The following is a 20589-nucleotide window of genomic DNA, read 5'->3' on the forward strand; positions in this document are numbered from 1 at the left end:
CAGTAAAAATTAATGTTGAACGAACACAGCAAGTTCTGAAATATCGTCGATCGCGAAAGTCGGTTCTAGGGCGAGACACTGATCGCGATCGCCATATCCGTAAGTCGCCCAACAAACATCTATCCCAGCATTTTTAGCAAACAGCAAATCAATCGCCGTATCGCCAACCATTAAAATTTGACTGTTATCCAACTCCGGGAACAGCGGTTTAATAATCGAGTGAAAAACCGCTGGGTTTGGTTTCATAATTATTTCTCCATTATCACCTAAAATTAAATCAAAAAAACTGTGAATTTTCAGTTTTTGCAGTAACAAATCCACAAAACTAACGTGTTTATTGCTGAAAACTCCCAGGCTCAATCCCGACTGGCACGCCAACTGCAACACTTGCTTGGCCCCGGTAAATAACTCTACCTGCTTTTCACCTTCCGCCCGATAATAAGAGCGGTAAGTTTCAACCCATTCAGGAATTGCGCTTTCCTCGATCGCCGGATGGAGGATTTTAAAAGTATTTGGTAAATTGATGCCGATGGTACCGATAATAGTATCAGCAGTAGGTGGAGTAATATTGAAATTTTCAAAAGTTTTAGTAAAGCAAAATACAATAGCTTTGTGAGTAATTGCCAAAGTGCCATCGAAGTCAAAAATAATTAACTTGTACTTACTCATATTTCTGAAAATTTTCTATATAGCAATCCGAGGTTTCCAATGACCTAATAGCCTTAATCTCTCATTCACCAATTATAAGTAAAATTTTTCAACATTCAAGAGGTCAACATGAGTGTCACCGAAAAACCAGAAATTATAGCAACAGATTTCCCAGACCACACTCAATTACCAGACTCCGACGGTACTTTTGTTAAAAACTTCCAAGAACATCCTCAAAGCATCCTGTTAACAACATCAATTCGACCCATTTTAGACCAAATTCATCCCGACGGACAATACTGCATCGGTCAAGATTCCGGTATTTACTGGCGAGTGGCCAGGCCCCCGGTACCGCCAGAAAGAGGAGCCGAAGCGCCTGATTGGTTTTACGTGCCCGACGTGCCGCCAACTCTTGACAGAAATATGCGCCGCTCCTATGTCATCTGGCAGGAATTAATGCCACCCCTGATTGTACTTGAATTTGTTTCTGGTGATGGCAGTGAAGAAAGAGATAGGACTCCTCGCCAGGGCAAATTCTGGATTTACGAGCGGATAATTCGGCCTGCTTTTTACGGCATTTATGAAGTCAAAAAGGCACAAGTTGAAGTGTATCATTTGGTAGAGGATCGCTTCGAGTTAGTCCCACAAAATCAGCGCGGACATTACCCGATCGCACAAATAGGAGTGGAATTAGGCATTTGGCAAGGGGTTTATCAGGGCGTAGAACTGCCTTGGCTGCGCTGGTGGGATGCTTCCAGGAATTTGCTGCCGGCCGCCGAGGAACGGGCAGAACAAGCCGAATTAGTGGCAGAACAAGAACGACAAAGGCGCATAGAAGCTGAGTTGCGAATTCAAGCTTTGGAAGCGCGTTTGCGAGAGTTAGAAGGCGAGTAATTCGATTTTAGATTTGAGATTTTAGATGTTAGATTGGGGATGACTGATGATTATCGGGATTGGGTTCTTCCTAAGTCATTGGCAATTCTTCAATTCTTTAATCAAAAATCTAAATTCCCATCAGTCGCAGGTTCCGGTAGGGACACGGCAATTCAGTGTCCCTAGGAATATCATGTGCGGTAAAAACCCGATCGCCTAGCAGCCTCCTCAGAAACTATATAAACATTCATCGGTTATTATCAAAAATTTGCGTATATTAACTTAAGTATTGCATCACTTTTTGTGTAAGTCCTATGGCACTAATTGTTCAGAAATATGGCGGAACCTCGGTTGGTACAGTCGATCGCATTTTGGAAGTAGCCAGACGAGTAGTAAAAACAGCACAGCTCGGCAACTCTCTCGTTGTCGTACTTTCGGCGATGGGCAAAACCACCGACGGTTTAGTTAAACTCGCCAAGGAAATTTCCGCAAATCCCAACAAGCGGGAAATGGATATGTTGCTTTCCACTGGGGAACAAGTCTCGATCGCACTTTTGAGCATGGCATTGCAGGAAATGGGACAGCCCGCAATTTCCCTTACCGGCGCCCAAGTCGGCATTGTCACCGAAGCCGCCCACACCCGCGCCCGGATTTTGCGAATTGACCCGAATCGGCTTGAAAGCCAGTTAAAAAGCGGTAAAGTCGTTGTGGTTGCTGGGTTCCAAGGTATCGCCGATGCCGGAGAATTGGAAATTACCACCTTGGGCCGTGGCGGTTCCGACACAACAGCAGTTGCCCTCGCTGCAGCGCTGCGGGCAGACAGATGCGAAATTTATACCGACGTGCCCGGAATTCTGACTACAGATCCGCGCTTGGTTGCCGACGCCCAATTAATGGACGAAATCACTTGCGACGAAATGCTGGAATTGGCGAGTTTGGGCGCAAAAGTCCTCCACCCGCGCGCGGTAGAAATTGCCAAGAATTACGGCGTGCCCCTAGTAGTGCTTTCTAGCTGGAGTGACGCCCCCGGTACCCGTGTAGTGTCCCCACCCCCGCAACCCCGGCCTTTGGAGGGCTTGGAGCTCGCAAAAGCGGTGGATGCGGTGGAATTTGACTTGGATCAGGCAGGGGTGTCGCTACTGCGTTTGCCCGATCGCCCCGGCGTAGCTGCGCGGTTGTTTGGTGCGATCGCGCAGCAAAACCTCGATGTAGACTTAATTATTCAGTCAATTCATGAAGGAAATACTAACGATATTGCCTTCACCGTGACGCGAAAATCTCTGCAACAAGCCGCAGCCGTTGCAGACGCAATTATCCCCGCCCTCGGCAAGAATTCTCGCCCCGAATTGGGAGAACCGGAAGTGAAAGCAGAAGAGCGGCCAATAGCTAAAGTTAGCATTGCGGGTGCGGGAATGATCGGTCGTCCGAGGGTAGCCGCGCAGATGTTTAAGACTTTAGCGGATGCAGGAATTAACATTCAAATGATTTCTACATCCGAGGTGAAAGTTAGTTGTGCGATAGATGCCGAAGATTGCGATCGGGCTGTTGCCGAACTCTGCAAAACATTTGATGTTGCCAACTCCCCTATTGGGCTGCGTTCATCCTCCCACAAACCGCCCGCAGTCCGCGCCGTTGCGTTGGATCTCAATCAAGCGCGTCTAGCAATTCGCCAATTGCCCGATCGACCCGGAGTAGCAGCAAAACTGTTTGGACTTTTAGCCGAGGAAAATATCAGTGTAGACACGATCATTCAGTCGCAGCGCTGTCACAATATTGACGGCATATTAACTCGCGACATTGCATTTACCGTAGCACAAATTGACGCAGAAGCGGCTAAAAACGCCCTCGAAAAAGCCGCCCCCGAATTTGGATGGGGCGAAGTAGCAGTCGATACACAAATCGCCAAAGTTAGCGTTGTCGGTTCCGGGATGGTAGCGCATCCGGGAGTAGCGGCAAAGATGTTTGAAGCGCTTTCCCGCCAGCAAATCAACATTCAAATGATTGCCACTTCCGAGATTAAAATTAGCTGCGTTGTGGATGAGGAACAAGGAGTAACTGCTTTGAAAGCAATTCACGCAGCCTTTGAACTTGCCGGCACCGAAAAAATCCAAGTTCCCGCCTAATCGAGGTTTGTAGTTGCGCTTCAGCGCCGGCAGACTCTGAATCCCAACTACAAGCTTAAAATTTTCATTAATTAGAGTTTTCGGTAGGGATACGGCAGTGCCGTGTCCTTGCAAATATCGCGGACACAGCAGTGCTGTATCCCTACAAATATATTCGGATTTGGACACCGTATTGCCGTGTTCATACCAATATCGATCGACCGTCAACGATCGAGTTTTGAGTGCAAATTTCACAGCATGAGGCTGTGTTAAAATAAAACTGGCGATCGGCTAAAAGGGATTGAATCTTATGACTGTAGCTAAGGAAGAGATTACTGATAGCAATAGCAATAGCGGTTTATTGAATTTCCGAATCACTGTTGAACGTCTGATCGAGCTTTTAGATTTAGAAGAAGAGGATGAGTACGGAATTTTGAAACCGACTGAATATGCTTTCAGGACAGCGATGAAATTAGTTGTTGAGGCTTATGATAGCATGGGAAACAGTTTTCCAAAATGCTCTACAGGTACAGATGATCGAGGCAGTATTACACTAGATTGGACAAGCTTAGAACCCGATCGTACAGTGCGCCTCTTTTGTCCCTTCAGTGCTGAGAAACCAGTTGACATTTATCACCATGCAAATAATGAAAATGCGGTCGAAGATATCGCTTCATCATCAACATTAGTTTACTGGTTGCAGTGGTTTAACAAAAGATGATAGAAAAATCTTCAGCGAGTGCATCAGAGTTTGAAAATTTACCCGATCATACACTTGTTTACCGAGCTCTCCGAAAAGGATGGATAGATCGGGATAGATCGATCGTCAAATCGGACGCCTACTATTTGCGGAAAAATATAAACGAACAGGGTATTTCTGTCAATTTTTCCATAGAGCAATCTTTGAGTGCATTGAGAAATTGTCAAGGAGTTGCTAGCCTGGATTTAGATAAAATTCGAGAACTAGGTCTAAATGTAGTACGTGACTCTTCATCTCATGGGAGTATTATAGGCTTGCCCTATCGTGAAGATAACCGTCCAAGGGCTGATGAGCTTGCACTTTTATTGGCAAGACAGTCTCGAATTGTATGGGAATCTCCGTCAAGTTGATATCAGCAATTTAAAAGGACAACCTGTATATATTCTTCAGTTTTTTCTGGAGTTCATTTAGCTCATTTGACAATAAATTTTGACTTACTATTTCTTGCGCGATCGCCTCCACCACCGGTACACAAACCGAATTCCCAATTTGCTTGTAACTTTCCCCCGCACTAGGATAACTCTTAAAATCTTCAGGAAAACCCATAAGACGGTAACATTCCTTCAGCGTCAACTTTCTCACCATATCTTGCTCAGGAATGTAGATAAAAAACCTGCCAGATGTTTCTTGCGAAGGAATTGTGGGATGCACTCCATCTACCGAATAAATGCGATTAGGCTGTCTGTGAACTCTCGATAAATGTTCTGTATTTGGCCTCACGCCAGTTTTCCAAGTACCTTTATTTCTGTAACCTACAAACAAAAGTCCCGAATCTTGCTTTCTCGGAGACTCAATTAAAGTATACTCGGATTTGTCCAATATTTCAAAATCCCCTGTCTTGTCTAGAAATTCCCTGAGTTGTGGAGGAAACTTGCTTTTAAGTATAGAGAAATTAAATTCTTTACCTTTAGTTGCAATAATAAATATTCTTTCACGATGTTGAGGAATTCCAAAGTCTTTAGCATTCAGCGTTTTGTAATTCACGCTGTATCCCAAATCTTCAAGGCTGGCAATAATTACTTTTAAGGTATTTCCCTTGTCGTGATGGATTAAGTGCTTGACATTTTCGAGAACGATAACTTTAGGCTGCTTGATTGTGATAATTTTACAAATCTCGAAAAATAGCGTGCCTCTAGTATCTTCAAAACCTAGCTTTTTGCCGCAGATGCTAAAAGGTTGGCACGGAAACCCGGCGACTAAAATATCAAAGTCTGCTAAATTGGTGGGATTGATGTTACTGATGTCGGCAAAAGGAACCTCACCGAAATTTGCTGTGTAGACTTCTCGGCATTTGCTGTTAATTTCGCAGGAAAAAACGCATTCAAAGCCTATCTTTTCAAAGCCTTGTCTGAAACCTCCAATTCCTGAAAATAAATCTATAAATTTCATTTATAATTAAATCCCAAAATTACTCACCCCAATGATAACTCACCGAAGAGCAGTATTCTCAAGAACAGGCTTTCCGGCCTGTTCCACAAAGAGTGAATTTCTGGTGGTGGGCAGGACAACCCGGCATTGAAAAGCTGATTGCAAATGGTGCAATATCTCAGTGATAACATATTTTGTTTCTCTCTCTTATTTCACTCTGCGTTTTCTGCGTTCTCTGCGGTTCATTCTATCAAGTTCAACAAGTCTTGTGACAGTCCTCAATCTTATACCACTCATTAAAAGTCGCAGCAGCCAGCGCCGGACACGGCAATGCCCTGTCCCCACAGATATCGGATAGAATGTCGATCGCCCGAAATTTCCCCCCGCATTCAACCAACCAACCTGCCAAACTTGTCCCGCAGCCGACTAAACTAGAAATAGCAAAAAAAATATAGCTATTGTTTACTTCCTTCCACCAACCATGAGTCAAACCTTAGAAAATCTCACCGCCATCGATGACAAGCTATCCAAACGCCACATCGACCTCGATCCAGGCGGCTACTTCATCATCTATCTCGATCGCGAAACCAGCTTAATTTGTGCCAAACATTTCACCAACATCATCGACGATCGAGGCCTCGCCATCGATCCCGAAACTGGTAAACCCATCCCCGCCCGTGGCAAAGTAGAACGCACTCAGTCCACACTTTTTACCGGCAGAACCGCCAAAGAACTTTGTGTCAAAATCCTAGAAGAAACCCGCCCCAGCCCGGTGACAATGTTAGATCACGCGGCTTATCTGGGACGGGAATTTGTACGGGCAGAAATTGCTTTGTTGAGCGATAGAGAATACGTTCAAGATTAGTGCAGCCCTGCCATATTTTCTTGACAAAACGGCAACCGATCGAATTTATCAGCACCCGATCACGAAAAACCTTGATACCAGAAATAAGTCACCATCGGAATCACTGTCGCCAACACCAACAGCACAACCACAACAACTGTGGCATTGCCTTGGTCTGTTTCTTCAGCTTTTTTAAACGTGCCTTCAACTTGAATGTTGTCAACAACTTCAGGAGCACCCGGATCGGGTTCGCCTGACAAAACAGTTGCAATGCGCGTACTTGCAGCCGCAAATGCCTCGTTGTATTTATTGCCTTCCCTCAGCGGGACTTGCACGGTTTCCCCAGCTACACTTTGGGCAATTTCATCGGTTAGCAGGGATTTCACCCCTTCCCCCGTCCGAATTGCCGCGCTGTTGGTAACAGTGTCGAGAACGAGTAAAATTTGATTAGTCTGGTCTTCTTTTGCGGGAAACCACTGTTCAAACAGTTGGTCGGTGAAAGTGGCAGTCGTTTCGCCGTAGTCTAAGCGGTGGATGGTGACAAATCGGACTTGTTTCCCTGTTTTGTTTTCCAGGTTGTCGAGCACGCTGCTAATATTGCTTTCGCTGCTGCGGCTGAGTACGTCGCCTTTGTCGAACACCCAAGTTCGATCGCCCGCCGACAACACCGGCATTTCGTAAACGCCAGTCGCCAATGCCGGCAATACCGCCATCTGGGATGCGATTAGGACGATCGCGAGCGCCGCGGCTAAAGGTTGGAGATATTTTCTCCAGTTAAATAATTGCTTCCGGAGTCGGGTCATGAGGTTAACCGTAAAACTGACTTTTTTCCAAAAATACTATAGAAACCCCCGTAAAATTCATTTTATGCAGGGCAATATTTACAATTAGCTCGCCAGTGGAACTCCCCGCCCGATTATTTTAGGATTCTAACTATGGAACCAGCAGACACTTATAAAGGTTGGATTATTCAATCCCAGAAAGTCTTCTACGTCGAGGTTTGGGATAGCCGCGGCAACCGCCACGTCGCTGTCCAAAATGCCAAGACTGAGGAGGAAGCTTTGGAATTGGCCAAAAAGTGGATAGACAAATATGAGTCAAAACCCGGAAGAATGCCGATCGACGTACCCCATCCTTTCGGAGACATGATTGATATGCCATTTTAAGTCATTAGTCATTAGTCATTAGTCATTAGTCATTAGTCATTAGTCATTAGTCATTAGTCATTAGTCATTAGTCATTAGTCAGTAGTCATTATAGCGGTTCTCAAGCGTGGTGAGGTATGCCCTATGCCCTATGCCCTATGCCCTATGCCCTATGCCCTATGCCGGATAGTACCTCATCTTGCGCTCGAAAGGCTATAGCTGGTTGCTACAAATTACCAATTGCCAATAACCAACACCAATTACTGCTTACCCATTACCAATAGTCATTACTTATTGGTTATTGGTTAGTTACTACCAATTCCCAATTCCCAATTACCCATTACCAATGACTATTGGCGAAAGCAAGCCCTCTGCTAAGAAATTCCTCGCAATTTCCGCGTATTTTCTACTAAACTCCGAGCAAATTCGTCGAACCTTTCAGACAGTTTTTCATCCAATAATTTACCATCAGGACTAAAAGCTTTCCAAGCTTGTCCGATCGCAATTTGTTCGGGAATTACCCAAGCGTGCACCCATCTCAAAATGGTTCGCAAATCGTTGAGTGCGTTGCTGTTAACTTGCCCTCCCAAAACGCTAATCGCACCCGCAACCTTCCCGTCCAAATGCTCAAAACTCATCAAATCCAGGGCATTCTTGAGAGCACCGCTGACGCTACCGTGATACTCCGGCGTTGCCAAAATCAAGCCGTCGGCTTCCTTAACCGCATTCTGCAGCTTTTCCACATCCGGGTAATCGAGATAATCATTCTCACCGTCGCAGAAGGGCAGATTGAGCGATCGTAAATCGAATATTTCAACTTCCGCGCCCAGGGCCTGCGCCCGTTCTGCTGCCACCTTCAACGCTAACTGGCTGTAGGAGACAGCCCGCAAACTTCCACCAATGCCGACAATTTTTACCATAAAGCTTAAAAACAATAACTACTTTACTAAAACGTACTCATTACGAGTATGATTAACATAGCAAGTTCGATCGGCAACTGTCAATCGATTTGAGATTTGAGATTTGAGATTTGAGATTTACCGACGCAGCCCAGAAACCGGGTTTTTTGAGCAAAATCCATCGATTTGAGATTTGAGATTTACCGACGCAGCCCAGAAACCGGGTTTTTTGAGCAAAATCCATCGATTTGAGATTTGAGATTTGAGATTTACCGACGCAGCCCAGAAACCGGGTTTTTTGAGCAAAATCCTTGGTTATAGCCCGCAGATCCGGTAAAAAACCCGGTTTCTTGAGGATGCGTGGGTAAGTTCAGTGAAGGGGGCCCAGAAACCGGGTTTTTTGAGCAAAATCCTTGGTTATAGCCCGCAGATTACGTAAAAAACCCGGTTTCTTGAGGAAGCCGTGGATTCAAAACCCCCCCTCTTGAGGGGCATCTTAAGATGCCCGCGAGAGATAAACCCATTCAACACCCGCCATCTTGTTAAAATAAATGAACGTAGCAAACCACAAGCGGTCAATCTTGGCAGTCTTCAACCTTGGGCAAAGCAATATGAAAAATTCTTGGAAACACGCATGGCTGGGGCATCTAGCTGTAAACAAAGACAAGTCGAGCCAGAATCCTAAAAAATCAATTCCAGGACGGAATCTTTGGCGCATCCTGGGCAGTTTGGTGATTTCTCAAGGAATATTGCTCTCGACCCCGGTGTTTGCCGACAGCGCGCCAAACACCATGAGTTACAGCCAACTGATCGACAACATAGAAAAAGGGCAAGTCAGTAAAATCGAAGTAGACGAAACTCAAAAAACTGCCAAGGTTAGGCTAAAAAATCAAAAAAGCGATCTAACCCAATCAGTTAGTCTGTTCGATTACAACAACCGAGAACTGTACTCGCAAATCCGCGCCAAAAAGATTGACTTTGAAGTCAAACAAACAGCCGACAACGCCGCCGCAGTCAGTTTAGTAGTAAACTTGCTAGTGATTTTTGCAGTGTTGGCAGTGCTGATGGCAATCCTGCGCCGATCGACCCAATCTCAAGGAAATGCCATGAACTTCGGCAAATCCAGAGCCCGTTTCCAAATGGAAGCCAAAACCGGCGTGATGTTCGACGACGTAGCAGGCATCGAAGAAGCTAAAGAAGAACTGCAAGAAGTCGTAACCTTCCTCAAAAAACCCGAACGCTTCAACGCCATCGGCGCAAAAATTCCCAGAGGAGTTCTGTTAATCGGGCCTCCGGGGACCGGCAAAACAATGCTGGCAAAAGCCATCGCAGGCGAAGCAGCCGTTCCCTTCTTCAGCATCTCCGGTTCGGAATTTGTCGAAATGTTTGTCGGAGTTGGCGCCTCCCGCGTCCGCGACTTGTTCAAGAAAGCTAAAGAAAATTCGCCCTGCATCGTCTTCATCGACGAAATAGACGCCGTAGGAAGGCAGCGCGGCGCTGGTATCGGCGGCGGCAACGACGAACGCGAACAAACTCTCAACCAGTTGCTGACAGAAATGGACGGCTTTGAGGGTAACAGCGGCGTGATTGTGATTGCAGCTACTAACCGCCCCGACGTACTCGATACCGCCCTGCTGCGGCCCGGCAGGTTCGATCGGCAAGTAACGGTAGATTTACCCAGTTACAAAGGGCGTTTGGGCATTTTGCAAGTTCACGCGCGCAACAAAAAACTCGACCCAGAAGTGGCCCTAGACACGATCGCCCGCCGCACTCCCGGCTTTTCCGGCGCCGACTTGGCAAACTTGCTCAACGAAGCAGCAATTCTCACAGCGAGGCGTCGCAAAGACACGATTAGTAACTTAGAAGTTCACGACGCGATCGACCGGATCACGATCGGGCTTACCCTCAACCCGCTGCTGGACAGCAAGAAAAAGTGGATGGTAGCATACCACGAAATCGGACACGCCCTAGTCGGGACGATGCTCAAAAATACTGACCCAATAGATAAAGTGACGATTATCCCCCGTTCCGGCGGCATCGCAGGCTTTGTTAGCTATGTGTACGACGACGAAATGATCGACAGCGAAGGTTTGATGAGTCGGGCTTGGCTGTTAAGCCGGATTACAGTAGCTTTGGGGGGAAGGGCGGCGGAGGCTGAAATTTACGGCGCTGCCGAAGTAACTCTCGGTGCCAGCGAGGATATCAAACAAGTCACCAGCCTCGCTAGGAAGATGGTAACGCTTTATGGAATGTCGGATTTGGGGCCTGTGGCTTTTGAAAGTCAGAACAATGAGGTGTTTTTGGGGCAGAACTGGAATTCTCGAAGTGAGTATTCCGAAGACATGGCAATCAAGATCGATCGCCAAGTCCGGGAAATTGCCTTTGAGTGCTACGAAGAAGCTCGCCGAATTATCCGCGAAAACCGCGCTTTGGTAGACAAACTTGTCGAAGCGCTGTTGGATGAAGAAACGATCGACGGCGATGAATTCCGCCAAATTGTAGCTCGGTACACCGAGTTGACAAAAAAAGAGTTAGCCCCAACGTAAAGAGTCATTAGTCATTGGTCATTAGTCATTAGTTATTAAAGTTTGTAGTGAGGACTTTAGTCCTCATTACCGAAAAAATAAGGACTTTATTCCTTACTACAAACCAATAAAAATGACTACTAACTAATGACTAATGACTAATGACTAATGACTAATGACTACTAACTAATGACAAATTAAGATTGTTGGGAGTACATTTCCCGCAATACCAAAGCCGGGTCTACCCAGCGGCCGCCATACTTCAATCCCCAGTGCAAGTGAGGCCCACTCGTGCGGCCGGTCATCCCCACTCTGGCAATTCTCGCACCCGCAGGCACTGTTTGACCTTGCCAAATTTGCAAGGTACCTTCGCGATCGGTATAATAACGTCCGCCGTTAGCCGTTAGCACTCGGCCTCTGAGGTGACAGTAGATATGTTCCCAATTTCCCGATCGCACCACCATACCAGTGCCGCATCGGCCATCTTCCCAAACTTCCACAACTTGGCCACCCCACCAATTGCGGATATAGCTGCCTTCCGGGGCGGCCAAGTCCAAACCGTAATGAAAATCCCCGCCACGGGGGCCGAAGGGGGAAGTGTATGTTTCAAAGTTTTCGACTGGAAAAGAAGCTTCTTGCCACAAATTACCCGTCGCTACTCTGCTTGGTAAGCCTGACTGAGCTTTGACCACCTGCTGCTGCACATAAGGGCTGATCAACACAATGCCGATCGAAAGTGCCAGCAGCAGCATCTGTCTGAAACGAAAAAAGCGTTTTGCCGTCAGCGGGCCTCTAGAGTCTTGCAGGATTTTTTTCACGGCTCAAAGTTAAATGTGTGTGGGAGTTTGCGTTGTCTGTTAGGCTCACATCTTGCACCCTTGTCAATAAAGCTTTCAGGGGCGGGCTTTGGGGCCCACCCCACAAAAAAATCATTCTTTGTGGGGTGGGCCCCAGAGCCCGTTTCTGAGGTGCAAGATGTAAATTATGCCAATTCGCTGCAAGATTGGCTTTGAGCTCTACCCGCGATCGCGAATCAGTTTAATAACAACGTGTATCTTACTCCATCCAAAACCCGTGTCAAGGCTTCCGGGTAAATGCCCAGGGGTGATCAAAAAAAATTGGCCGAGGAATTCGTGCTGCGGTTGAATTCGATCGAGCTTTTGCTTGACACTATAGTTAGTTCCGGGATTTTGGATAACATCCAAAATCTCAAATTCATAACACATCAAGCAATGCTTACTGAAATTTTTCCCTTTAGTTTTGCCATAGACGCAACAGCGATCGCCGGTGCGTCCTTGTGGTCTTTGGCCCTATACTGGGGCCTGTCGCCCATCACAGAATGGGTAATCCTGCAACTCAACCGCTGGATGAATTTTGCCGAAAGATCCCTCTACACCTCGGAAGCCGAGTTTGAAAGAACCCGCCAAGCCAGAGAAGCTCAAAATGCGTTTTACGCTTCCCTGTTGAGCATTTTGCCCTTTTTGATTGTGGGCGGATTGTGCAATTGGGGCGTCGAATTGTCTCTGGGCACTGGTTGGGCGGTATCTATGGGTACGATCGCCTGTATTGGTGGTGGCGTGTACGAGCTCGGCCGCCGTGACGGTCAATCTTAGGCGATTTTAGATTTTGGATTTTGGATTTTGGATTGCTGAAGATATTCGGAGATTTGCCAGCCTCTAGAATTGATCGTCATCTCAAATCCAAAACTCCAACTCTCAAATAAATATGACATTTCCCGTTTATTTATCGATCGCGCCTCAAACAAAATTCATAATGTATCTTAACCGTAATTTGACTCAGGATGTTTGCCTAAAAGCCGCAGTTGCCGTTCGGTAGCGGTAGCGAGAATTTCGGGATTGAACTGCCACGGCCAAGGCGAAAATTTCTGCGCGATGTTGCGGTGGGAATAATGCACTTGCAGTAAGTAGCGAGTTCCATCTGTCGTCGTATTTTTGCCGCCGGAGTGCCAAATTTCACTGCGGAAAAACAGCACATCTCCTGCTTTGCACAAAACAGGTTCTGGGGAATGTCCGTTCCAAGTTTCTTCCCCGCGATCTGGTTTTCGACCAGATTTGTGACTACCGGGAATAATATAGGTAGGACAGAGGTCTTCTGCGATGTCGCTGAGATAGAAATGGGCTGTACAAATCCATACTGGCAGTTGAAAAGTGCGATCTGCAAACACGCTTTCGGGCACGGGTACAAACACCTGATCGACGTGGACGCGCCAACCATCATAACCGGGCCCGCTTTTCCACGCAGTCATGCCGATAATGTGGCAATCGCTGCCCATTAATGCTTCTGCTAACTCAATTATACCCGGTCGATCGACATAGGAAAGCCACAGCCGATCGCGATTAAAAACGCACTTAAAATGCTGGTTCAATTCACTCCAACTGCTACCATCGAGTCCGAAGGGTTGCAGGCGATCGAGTGCTTCCTTGGTTTGCGCCACTTCCGACGGACTGAGTACACCAGGAATCAGCGCAAAACCATCTTCATGCACCGCATCTACCGCCCCCGCTGTATCGAAAAGATCACAAGTCTTTTGCCGATAGCTGAAAACTTCGCTTAACGTGCTTGCGTTCATAATTCAAAAAGTAAAATTATTAACTGTTATTAAATTAACACTTATTCTGCTCGATACTTGCATACTATGAAACCAGCCACCCGGTTTATTGGTACATCAGGACTTACAAAAAATTTAATTATGTCGGGCACGCACTGCTCACATTACGTCTGATTTGGGGATAAATAAAATGAAATACCAACCAGAACCAGTATCATTAAATCAAGCCCGCGCCGCCTTCCAAAAAATCTGGGGATACGATGACTTTCGACCGCCCCAAGGAGAAATCGTCGGTAGTTTATTAGCCGGGAAAGATACAATTATAATTATGCCGACAGGTGGCGGCAAATCAATCTGCTTTCAACTGCCAGCTTTGTTACAAACAGGCTTAACGTTGGTAGTTTCGCCGTTAGTCGCACTGATGGAAAATCAAGTGCAAGAATTGCGCGATCGCAATCTTCCCGCTTCCCTCCTCCACAGTCAATTGCCAACAGCGCAGCGCCGACAAACTATGCAATCGCTGCAACAAAACAAATTAAGATTGCTGTACCTGTCTCCCGAAACATTGCTCAGCAAACCAGTCTGGGAAATTATCAGTCAACCGCAAATACAAATAAACGGTTTAATATTAGATGAAGCTCACTGTTTAGTTCAGTGGGGTGATACTTTTCGACCAGCTTACCGCCGTTTGGGAACAGTGCGATCGGCTTTATTGAAAACCAAGCCGGAAGCTAGTAAAATTGCGATCGCAGCTTTCACCGCTACCGCCAACCCGGAAGCACAGCAGACAATCAAAAACGTGTTGCAACTGCAAAAACCCGAAGCATTTCTGCTAAGTCCCTACCGTTCTAACCTGCACCTGCAAGTGCAGACTGTCTGGACGCCGAGAGGACGCAAGCAGCAATTATTAAATTTTATCAAAGCTCGACCAAAACAAGCAGGTTTAGTCTATGTCCGCACTAGAAAAGATAGCGAAAATTTGGCGGATTTGTTGGACGCAGCAGGTTATGAAACAGCGGCATATCATGCAGGTTTGAGTCCAGAATCACGACGAAAAATAGAAACAGCTTGGCTGAACAATGATATTAAATTCGTGACTTGTACCTCAGCATTCGGGATGGGAATTAACAAGCCCGATGTCCGGTGGGTTGTTCACTTTCAAGCACCTTTGCTATTATCGGAATACATTCAGGAAATTGGTAGAGGAGGACGCGACGGCAAATCGGCGATCGCCCTGACATTGATTAGCGAACCGACGGGTTTGCTTTATCCCGAAGATAAACAAAGAAAGGAATTTTTTCAAGATAAATTGCGATCGCAATACCGAGAAGCTCAGCAATTAGCCAAAAAACTGCCAGTTAAAGGGGATATAGAAGCAGTTTCCCGCGAATTTCCCGAAAGCGCGATCGCCCTTTCAATCTTGCACAGCAGCGGACAATTAAAATGGCAAGATCCTTTTAATTATGCGATCGACAAATCCGCACAGCAAAAAGGCGAAAAACCCAACTTTAGCGCAGCGGAAGAAATGGCAAAATATCTCAAACATCGCGAGTGTAGGTGGCAATTTTTGCTGCAAGCTTTTGGGTTTGCCAAGGAAGCTACCTCAATGCGCTGCGGCCACTGCGACAATTGTCGATAGAATTGACGATTATACTCAAACAACTTAACCACTCCGACCCAAGAAACCGGGTTTTTTACCCACTCTGCGGGCAGAAACGAAGTATTGCCGTGAAAAAACCCGGTTTCTCGCTACCCGTGCGATCGCGAACTCACTCACAGATGTTATGATGAGGATATTTGCTTTACACACTTGGCAAAAAATAGTAAAAAGTAAATGATAGAAACAGACACTGTGGCACAGATTTACACAGTAGAAAATACAGAGGAATTCGATCGCAGTAATGTCAATCAGCGATTAGATATTTGGCTGTCAAACCAGATACCGGACTTATCCCGATCGCGAATCCAAAGCCTCATATCACAAGGTAACGTCAAAGTCAACGACGAAACCTGCACCTCGAAAAAAATATCAGTAAAAACGGGCGATCGCATCCACCTCACATTACCTGAAGCCCAGCCCACAAAGTTGCAGGCCGAAGCAATTCCCCTCGACATCCTCTACGAAGATGACAGCCTAATTATCATCAACAAACCAGCCGGATTAGTCGTCCACCCAGCCGCCGGACACCAAGACGGTACATTAGTCAACGCTTTGTTAGCGCACTGTCCCCTAGCAGAAATAGGCGGAGTTCAGCGGCCGGGAATCGTACACAGATTAGACAAAGATACAACAGGTGCGATCGCGATCGCCAAAACCGACATTGCTCACCAACATCTGCAAGCCCAACTCAAAACTAAAACCGCCCGCCGCGAATATTTAGGCATAGTTTACGGTGCTCCCAATACCGAAACAGGCACAATAGACCTACCCATCGGCCGGCATCCCACAGACCGCAAAAAAATGGCGGTAGTACCTGTAGAAAAAGGCGGTCGCCCCGCAGTTACTCACTGGACAATCAAAGAAAGAATCGGCAACTATTGCTTAATGCACTATCAATTAGAAACCGGCCGCACCCATCAAATTCGCGTGCATACAGCGGAAATAAAACATCCCATTGTCGGCGACCCGATGTACAGTTCCAACCGTTCGATCGGCGTCAATTTAACCGGACAAGCCCTCCACGCATGGCGGCTGACTTTGCAGCATCCCGTAACAGGAGAATTAATAGAGGCGATCGCACCTTTACCCGATCAATTCAACACCTTGTTAAAAATATTGCGGTTGCGGGCTAATATTTGATAATTACTATACCATTTGTCTAAGCTGTGAGGACAAGCTGCCATCAAACGCTTGGATAGCCTTTATTCAATTTTTGTTCTCATCTGCCTGTCGGCTGCTATAAGTAGATCAAAAGCTGTACTTTTGTGATAAGCAACCCTAAAGTGGTATAAGCCTCAATCTACTATTTTCAAAGAAATTTACTCAAACCGTAACGGGAGAACAAAAACATGATCGATCCATTGTCTGTTGTTGCTGGAACAGTTATCACGGTAATACTGCCCAAAGTTTGGGAGAAAGTTGGTGAAAACATAGGCCAAGCTGTCTGGGAAAAAAGTGCAGAAGCAATTAAGACTGTACATCTGACTGTCAAAAACCAATTGCAAGTAGCTGGTACAGGGGGGTTACTGACACGAGCAGAAGCAAATCCAACTCAGGCTAATGTACAGGTACTTGAAGCGGAATTGGTAAGCCAGATGGAAGAAGATCGAGAGTTTGCTGCCCGGTTAACAGAATTGGTTAACCAAATTCAGTCTCAATCTCCCGCCGTGCAAGTGATTTTGGATAAACTGCGGATCACAGGGAAGCTAGACTTAGGAAACATTACACAAATCAAAGAGGGGCAAACCTCTGCCAAGCAGTTGCTAGGCAGAGACTGGCAAGTTGGAAGTGATGCGAAAGTTGGTGACATAACCCAGGAAAATCGAGGTGACAAATAATCAGCCAGGAGATGACCCAAGCCCAGAAACTCAGCAGAACCTGCTGAACAAGATTACAGTCGGTGGCAGTCTGACTGTCGGGGACATTAATCAGCAGCTCGTCACGCAGAATATTGCCACGCAAAATATTTTTCTCATCGCATCGCCTGATCAGCAGGAACAAATTAGTCGAAAAATTCATGGAGTTGCACCTCCAAGTTCTACTGCCAGTAGAAATGCAGCAGTAATCCCACCCCTGTGTTCTCCCCCAGTAATCTCAACATTTGAATTTGAAGTAGTAAAGGTGGATGCTAAGGGGAGAGAAGTTAACCCTTGCTGTAAACAGGCGCAGCACTTCATAGACAGTTTGGGCGGTGCAGTTGAGCTGGAAATGGTTTCCATCCCAGGTGGTAAATTTACAATGGGAGCGCCCCAAGAAGAACTTGAATCCCGCGAGGATGAACGTCCCCGACATCTAGTTACTGTAAAACCCTTCTTTATGGGTAAGTATCCCATTACTCAGGCACAGTGGAGAGCGATCGCCTCCCTTCCAAAAATCAAGCATGACCTCGACCCCGATCCATCGTCTTTCAAAGGGGATAATCGACCCGTTGAGCGGGTTTCTTGGTATGATGCCGAGGAGTTTTGCGATCGACTGTCGAAGGAAACAAAACGGGTTTATCGTTTACCAAGCGAAGCCGAATGGGAATACGCCTGTCGCGCCCAAACAACAACCCCATTTCATTTTGGTGCAACCATTACAACAGAACTAGCCAACTATTGCGGACAGGATAAAAATACAAAAGCTTGTTTCTATAAAGGAACTTATCGGAATGAACCCCAGGGAATTTATCGTCAAGAAACAAGCGAAGTTGATATTTTTTCAGCTAATACCTTCGGACTACACGATATGCACGGTAATGTCTGGGAGTGGTGTGCTGACTATTACCACAACAACTATCAGGAAGCACCATCTGATGGCAGTATGTGGCTGATTAATGGAAATGAGGAAGGTCGAATATTGCGCGGTGGTTCGTGGAATTCGCCTCCCCACATATGCCGTTCTGCATCTCGTTTTCTTGGTAATCCCAGTAGCAGTAATAAAAATATTGGCTTTCGAGTTGTCTGCTCTTTTGTATAAAGTCTAAAGTCCATTGTTAAATGGTTACGACTCTTCTTGCATGAGTCCAGCTATATTTTCCTTCAATAATGCAAGGCTTAAGGGATCAGAAACCAAAACACTCGTCTCCTCACGTATTTGAGCGTCTGGATTCATTAGTGATTTATCACACTTATCACACTTATCTCGATATCGGTGAGAAAGCCAGTCCCAACTGCCTACTACTGCCAATTTATTATCCCATAACAAAATTCTTTGATTTGTTCCTTCACTGCGCGAACGACTGAGGCACGACTTGGGATATGAAGTAAATAAATCCCTCAGAAGTTTCTCAGATTCAGCATCATTATCATCATTGTTTGCATAACTTTCACGAGCAGGATTGACATATCCGTAAACTACTTTCACCTGAACACCTCTTTCCAAGGCTGAAACAATATTATCAGCAAATTGTTTGGGTTCGTCTCCTCGAATCCAAGGAGTTACTACTATCAGTTCTTGTTCTACTTCCTGAATAGCTCTATTAAAATACTCCAAATGCTGGCAATTAGAAACTATAGGAATATCAATAGCAGAGTCTTTATAAGGATTTTCTAAGTCAGATTTAGATTTATAATCGAAAACCAATCCATTTTTTTGAATATGTTTGACAAGCAGATCGGTATAGCCCCCTGCTTTCTCCAGTCGATAAAGGTTGCCGACCAAAATAAAAAGTTCTTCGGCTCTAGATACAGCTACATTAAGAAGGTTGAGTTTTCTGTTAATAAAACTAAAGTTATCCTGCGAGCGGCATACTTTGGTGGATAGAATTATTACTCGCTTCTGCGAACCTTGAAAACGATGAATAGTCCCAATATCATCTTTCTGAAATCCCGGAAAATTTATTCTACTACGTAAATCATTCCTCAAAGCATCAGCATGAACTTTAAAGGGTGAAATTATACTAATGTCTGCAAGGGAATAACCTTGATTCAAAAGGCGCGGAATTAACTCACGTATCGCAGTAACTTCTTGCTGATTTACATTCCCCTCAATATTTCCCTCAACATGGTGAGCAATTAAGTTTGTTTTCAATGGTGAGACTCTTGGTTGTGTCTTTACCTCTAATCCATATCTAGCAATATTATTGCAATATTCAATAATACTAGGTTGGCAGCGGTAATGCTCCATCAAACGAATCCCATTACCTGTATTGCCATCTTCTCCAGTTGCTCCGGCGGCGCGATGATAGGTAGTCGCCTTATCTATCTTTTCGGGACTGTAACGAAGATAATCATTTTCAGTTAACCCTTTGTTAAGAAATGCTGTCTGACAGTAGTCCTCGCGTCTCTGGTTACTCAGAGTGATTATAGGCTCAATTTGAAGCGGATCGCCTACAATAATAGCCTTGCGAGATCGCACCAGTAAAGGAAATGTCTGATGCTGCGGTATCATTCCAGCTTCGTCTATTATTGCACAGTCAACACATTCCTCGATATGCGGCAGCATATTACTTACTGAAAGCAACGTGCAGGTGATGACAGGAAATATCAAACTCAACGCTTTCATATTCTCATCCAGATTGCCAGACAAATTTTGCCAAGCTTGAGGATGGTATGACAGAAAATTGGAATAGAGGGTCAACGCCTGTTTTACATTCTCCTTACGTCGCAGTGCTTCTTGATTAAGAAATTGCCACGATAGTTCAAATAAACTTTTGTGTTCTTCATGGTAACGCTTATGGAAGGTGTAAAAATCGTCTATTACAACATCTAATCTGTTGTTTAAAGCAGTTAATTCTCTAAGATATTGCTCGGACTCTTTCTCTAAAATGACTATATTTTCAAAAGTTTCTATTTGGTTAGATTGAACTGTTTGTAACTCTCTAGCTAAGTCTAGCGCTCGCCGAACAAAATGCAAATTTTCAACTAGGACACTGCGACTTCTAGGAGCTTCCAAGCGAAAAGAGGTATTTGGGTGGTTTAACGTTTGCAGTATATCTGATTCACAAGCTTGCTTCAGCTTGTCCAATACATTTTTTTCGGTGCTACGAGTAAACCAAAGCCACAACCTTTTCCACCAAGGTAATATGCCTTCGGATAATCGCGACAGAGCCGTATCAAATCTGACCCGAATTCTTTCATAAGAATCTATAGGAATCTGTGCATAGTCTGCCAGTTCTTCTGCTCGCCTTTCAAGCTGAGTTATACCATTTTTTTAAAGATGTGATAGAGATAAAGCCTGTAAAATCCAGGACCATCCGGTGAGAAATCCAATGAC

At 45.5% G+C, this 20589-nt stretch carries 19 protein-coding genes; 11 read left to right on the top strand and 8 right to left on the bottom strand.

The annotated features are described in order from the left end of the window. Window positions 1-9 precede the first annotated feature (9 nt). Window positions 10-669 carry an HAD family hydrolase gene (locus QUB06_RS25980; RefSeq protein ID WP_333437736.1) on the bottom strand — a complete coding sequence of 220 codons (660 nt, stop codon included), beginning with the start codon at window positions 667-669 and terminating at the stop codon, window positions 10-12. A 108-nt stretch (window positions 670-777) separates the two neighbouring features. Here QUB06_RS25980 and QUB06_RS25985 point away from each other — a divergent pair, with 108 nt between their 5' ends. The 3 genes from QUB06_RS25985 to QUB06_RS25995 all read left to right on the top strand — a co-directional run bounded on the left by QUB06_RS25985 (window position 778) and on the right by QUB06_RS25995 (window position 4344). Continuing rightward, window positions 778-1542 carry a Uma2 family endonuclease gene (locus QUB06_RS25985; protein ID WP_333437737.1) on the top strand — a complete coding sequence of 255 codons (765 nt, stop codon included), beginning with the start codon at window positions 778-780 and terminating at the stop codon, window positions 1540-1542. A gap of 293 nt (window positions 1543-1835) precedes the next feature. After that, complete coding sequence (locus tag QUB06_RS25990; protein WP_333437738.1) at window positions 1836-3644, top strand: aspartate kinase; 1809 nt, start codon at window positions 1836-1838, stop codon at window positions 3642-3644. Between the two features lie 289 nt (window positions 3645-3933). Then, window positions 3934-4344 (top strand): hypothetical protein, encoded by a 411-nt coding sequence (locus QUB06_RS25995; RefSeq protein ID WP_333437739.1) that lies wholly within the window; start codon window positions 3934-3936, stop codon window positions 4342-4344. 399 nt (window positions 4345-4743) lie between these two features. Here QUB06_RS25995 and dcm read toward each other — a convergent pair whose 3' ends face one another. After that, window positions 4744-5772: a DNA (cytosine-5-)-methyltransferase gene (gene dcm, locus QUB06_RS26000; protein WP_333437740.1), complete on the bottom strand. Its 1029-nt coding sequence runs from the start codon at window positions 5770-5772 to the stop codon at window positions 4744-4746. A gap of 235 nt (window positions 5773-6007) precedes the next feature. After that, complete coding sequence (locus QUB06_RS26005) at window positions 6008-6241, bottom strand: hypothetical protein (protein ID WP_333437741.1); 234 nt, start codon at window positions 6239-6241, stop codon at window positions 6008-6010. Here QUB06_RS26005 and QUB06_RS26010 point away from each other — a divergent pair. Continuing rightward, the gene (locus QUB06_RS26010) at window positions 6233-6616 is read left to right on the top strand and encodes a DUF4346 domain-containing protein (protein WP_333437742.1); all 384 of its coding nucleotides are present in this window, start codon (window positions 6233-6235) and stop codon (window positions 6614-6616) included. The two genes, QUB06_RS26005 and QUB06_RS26010, sit on opposite strands and share 9 nt — an antisense overlap. Window positions 6617-6675: 59 nt before the next feature. On the opposite strand, the gene psb32 is transcribed toward QUB06_RS26010, so the two are convergent. After that, window positions 6676-7398 carry a photosystem II repair protein Psb32 gene (gene psb32, locus QUB06_RS26015; RefSeq protein ID WP_333437743.1) on the bottom strand — a complete coding sequence of 241 codons (723 nt, stop codon included), beginning with the start codon at window positions 7396-7398 and terminating at the stop codon, window positions 6676-6678. A gap of 132 nt (window positions 7399-7530) precedes the next feature. Between psb32 and QUB06_RS26020 the strand changes: the two genes are divergently transcribed. After that, window positions 7531-7761 (top strand): hypothetical protein, encoded by a 231-nt coding sequence (locus QUB06_RS26020; protein ID WP_006635545.1) that lies wholly within the window; start codon window positions 7531-7533, stop codon window positions 7759-7761. 353 nt (window positions 7762-8114) lie between these two features. Here QUB06_RS26020 and QUB06_RS26025 read toward each other — a convergent pair whose 3' ends face one another. Next, a complete protein-coding gene (locus QUB06_RS26025) occupies window positions 8115-8660 on the bottom strand; it encodes an NADPH-dependent FMN reductase (RefSeq protein ID WP_333437744.1) in 546 nt (181 codons plus the stop codon). A 590-nt stretch (window positions 8661-9250) separates the two neighbouring features. Between QUB06_RS26025 and ftsH the strand changes: the two genes are divergently transcribed. Further along, window positions 9251-11185 carry an ATP-dependent zinc metalloprotease FtsH gene (gene ftsH, locus QUB06_RS26030; RefSeq protein WP_333437745.1) on the top strand — a complete coding sequence of 645 codons (1935 nt, stop codon included), beginning with the start codon at window positions 9251-9253 and terminating at the stop codon, window positions 11183-11185. 176 nt (window positions 11186-11361) lie between these two features. On the opposite strand, the gene QUB06_RS26035 is transcribed toward ftsH, so the two are convergent. Then, window positions 11362-11916, bottom strand: coding sequence for a M23 family metallopeptidase (locus QUB06_RS26035; protein ID WP_445251425.1), 555 nt, complete (start codon window positions 11914-11916; stop codon window positions 11362-11364). Window positions 11917-12396: 480 nt separating this feature from the next. On the opposite strand from QUB06_RS26035, the gene QUB06_RS26040 reads away from it, so the two are divergent. Then, complete coding sequence (locus QUB06_RS26040; protein WP_333437753.1) at window positions 12397-12777, top strand: hypothetical protein; 381 nt, start codon at window positions 12397-12399, stop codon at window positions 12775-12777. 167 nt (window positions 12778-12944) lie between these two features. On the opposite strand, the gene QUB06_RS26045 is transcribed toward QUB06_RS26040, so the two are convergent. After that, a complete protein-coding gene (locus QUB06_RS26045; RefSeq protein WP_333437747.1) occupies window positions 12945-13754 on the bottom strand; it encodes a phytanoyl-CoA dioxygenase family protein in 810 nt (269 codons plus the stop codon). Between the two features lie 169 nt (window positions 13755-13923). On the opposite strand from QUB06_RS26045, the gene QUB06_RS26050 reads away from it, so the two are divergent. The 4 genes from QUB06_RS26050 (at window position 13924) to QUB06_RS26065 (ending at window position 18351) form a co-directional block, all read left to right on the top strand. Then, window positions 13924-15372 carry a RecQ family ATP-dependent DNA helicase gene (locus QUB06_RS26050; protein ID WP_333437748.1) on the top strand — a complete coding sequence of 483 codons (1449 nt, stop codon included), beginning with the start codon at window positions 13924-13926 and terminating at the stop codon, window positions 15370-15372. 195 nt (window positions 15373-15567) lie between these two features. After that, a complete protein-coding gene (locus QUB06_RS26055; protein ID WP_333437749.1) occupies window positions 15568-16533 on the top strand; it encodes an RluA family pseudouridine synthase in 966 nt (321 codons plus the stop codon). Between the two features lie 209 nt (window positions 16534-16742). Further along, window positions 16743-17231, top strand: a complete 489-nt coding sequence (locus QUB06_RS26060; protein WP_333437750.1) for a hypothetical protein — start codon at window positions 16743-16745, stop codon at window positions 17229-17231. Next, complete coding sequence (locus QUB06_RS26065; RefSeq protein WP_333437751.1) at window positions 17221-18351, top strand: formylglycine-generating enzyme family protein; 1131 nt, start codon at window positions 17221-17223, stop codon at window positions 18349-18351. The genes QUB06_RS26060 and QUB06_RS26065 overlap by 11 nt, the downstream gene beginning before the upstream one ends. 24 nt (window positions 18352-18375) lie before the next feature. Here QUB06_RS26065 and QUB06_RS26070 read toward each other — a convergent pair whose 3' ends face one another. Beyond that, a complete protein-coding gene (locus tag QUB06_RS26070) occupies window positions 18376-20340 on the bottom strand; it encodes an AAA domain-containing protein (protein WP_333437752.1) in 1965 nt (654 codons plus the stop codon). Window positions 20341-20589: the final 249 nt, after the last annotated feature.

The organism is Microcoleus sp. D2_18a_D3, from assembly GCF_036702455.1.
In the GTDB taxonomy this organism is placed as follows: Bacteria; Cyanobacteriota; Cyanobacteriia; order Cyanobacteriales; family Microcoleaceae; genus Microcoleus.

Bases quoted from the DNA above. Each gene is read 5' to 3' on its own strand.
- QUB06_RS25980 (WP_333437736.1), bottom strand. From the start codon at position 669: ATGAGTAAGTACAAGTTAATTATTTTTGACTTCGATGGCACTTTGGCA.
- QUB06_RS25985 (WP_333437737.1), top strand. From the start codon at position 778: ATGAGTGTCACCGAAAAACCAGAAATTATAGCAACAGATTTCCCAGAC.
- QUB06_RS25990 (WP_333437738.1), top strand. From the start codon at position 1,836: ATGGCACTAATTGTTCAGAAATATGGCGGAACCTCGGTTGGTACAGTC.
- QUB06_RS25995 (WP_333437739.1), top strand. From the start codon at position 3,934: ATGACTGTAGCTAAGGAAGAGATTACTGATAGCAATAGCAATAGCGGT.
- dcm (WP_333437740.1), bottom strand. From the start codon at position 5,772: ATGAAATTTATAGATTTATTTTCAGGAATTGGAGGTTTCAGACAAGGC.
- QUB06_RS26010 (WP_333437742.1), top strand. From the start codon at position 6,233: ATGAGTCAAACCTTAGAAAATCTCACCGCCATCGATGACAAGCTATCC.
- psb32 (WP_333437743.1), bottom strand. From the start codon at position 7,398: ATGACCCGACTCCGGAAGCAATTATTTAACTGGAGAAAATATCTCCAA.
- QUB06_RS26020 (WP_006635545.1), top strand. From the start codon at position 7,531: ATGGAACCAGCAGACACTTATAAAGGTTGGATTATTCAATCCCAGAAA.
- QUB06_RS26025 (WP_333437744.1), bottom strand. From the start codon at position 8,660: ATGGTAAAAATTGTCGGCATTGGTGGAAGTTTGCGGGCTGTCTCCTAC.
- ftsH (WP_333437745.1), top strand. From the start codon at position 9,251: ATGAAAAATTCTTGGAAACACGCATGGCTGGGGCATCTAGCTGTAAAC.
- QUB06_RS26035 (WP_445251425.1), bottom strand. From the start codon at position 11,916: ATGCTGCTGCTGGCACTTTCGATCGGCATTGTGTTGATCAGCCCTTAT.
- QUB06_RS26040 (WP_333437753.1), top strand. From the start codon at position 12,397: ATGCTTACTGAAATTTTTCCCTTTAGTTTTGCCATAGACGCAACAGCG.
- QUB06_RS26045 (WP_333437747.1), bottom strand. From the start codon at position 13,754: ATGAACGCAAGCACGTTAAGCGAAGTTTTCAGCTATCGGCAAAAGACT.
- QUB06_RS26050 (WP_333437748.1), top strand. From the start codon at position 13,924: ATGAAATACCAACCAGAACCAGTATCATTAAATCAAGCCCGCGCCGCC.
- QUB06_RS26055 (WP_333437749.1), top strand. From the start codon at position 15,568: ATGATAGAAACAGACACTGTGGCACAGATTTACACAGTAGAAAATACA.
- QUB06_RS26060 (WP_333437750.1), top strand. From the start codon at position 16,743: ATGATCGATCCATTGTCTGTTGTTGCTGGAACAGTTATCACGGTAATA.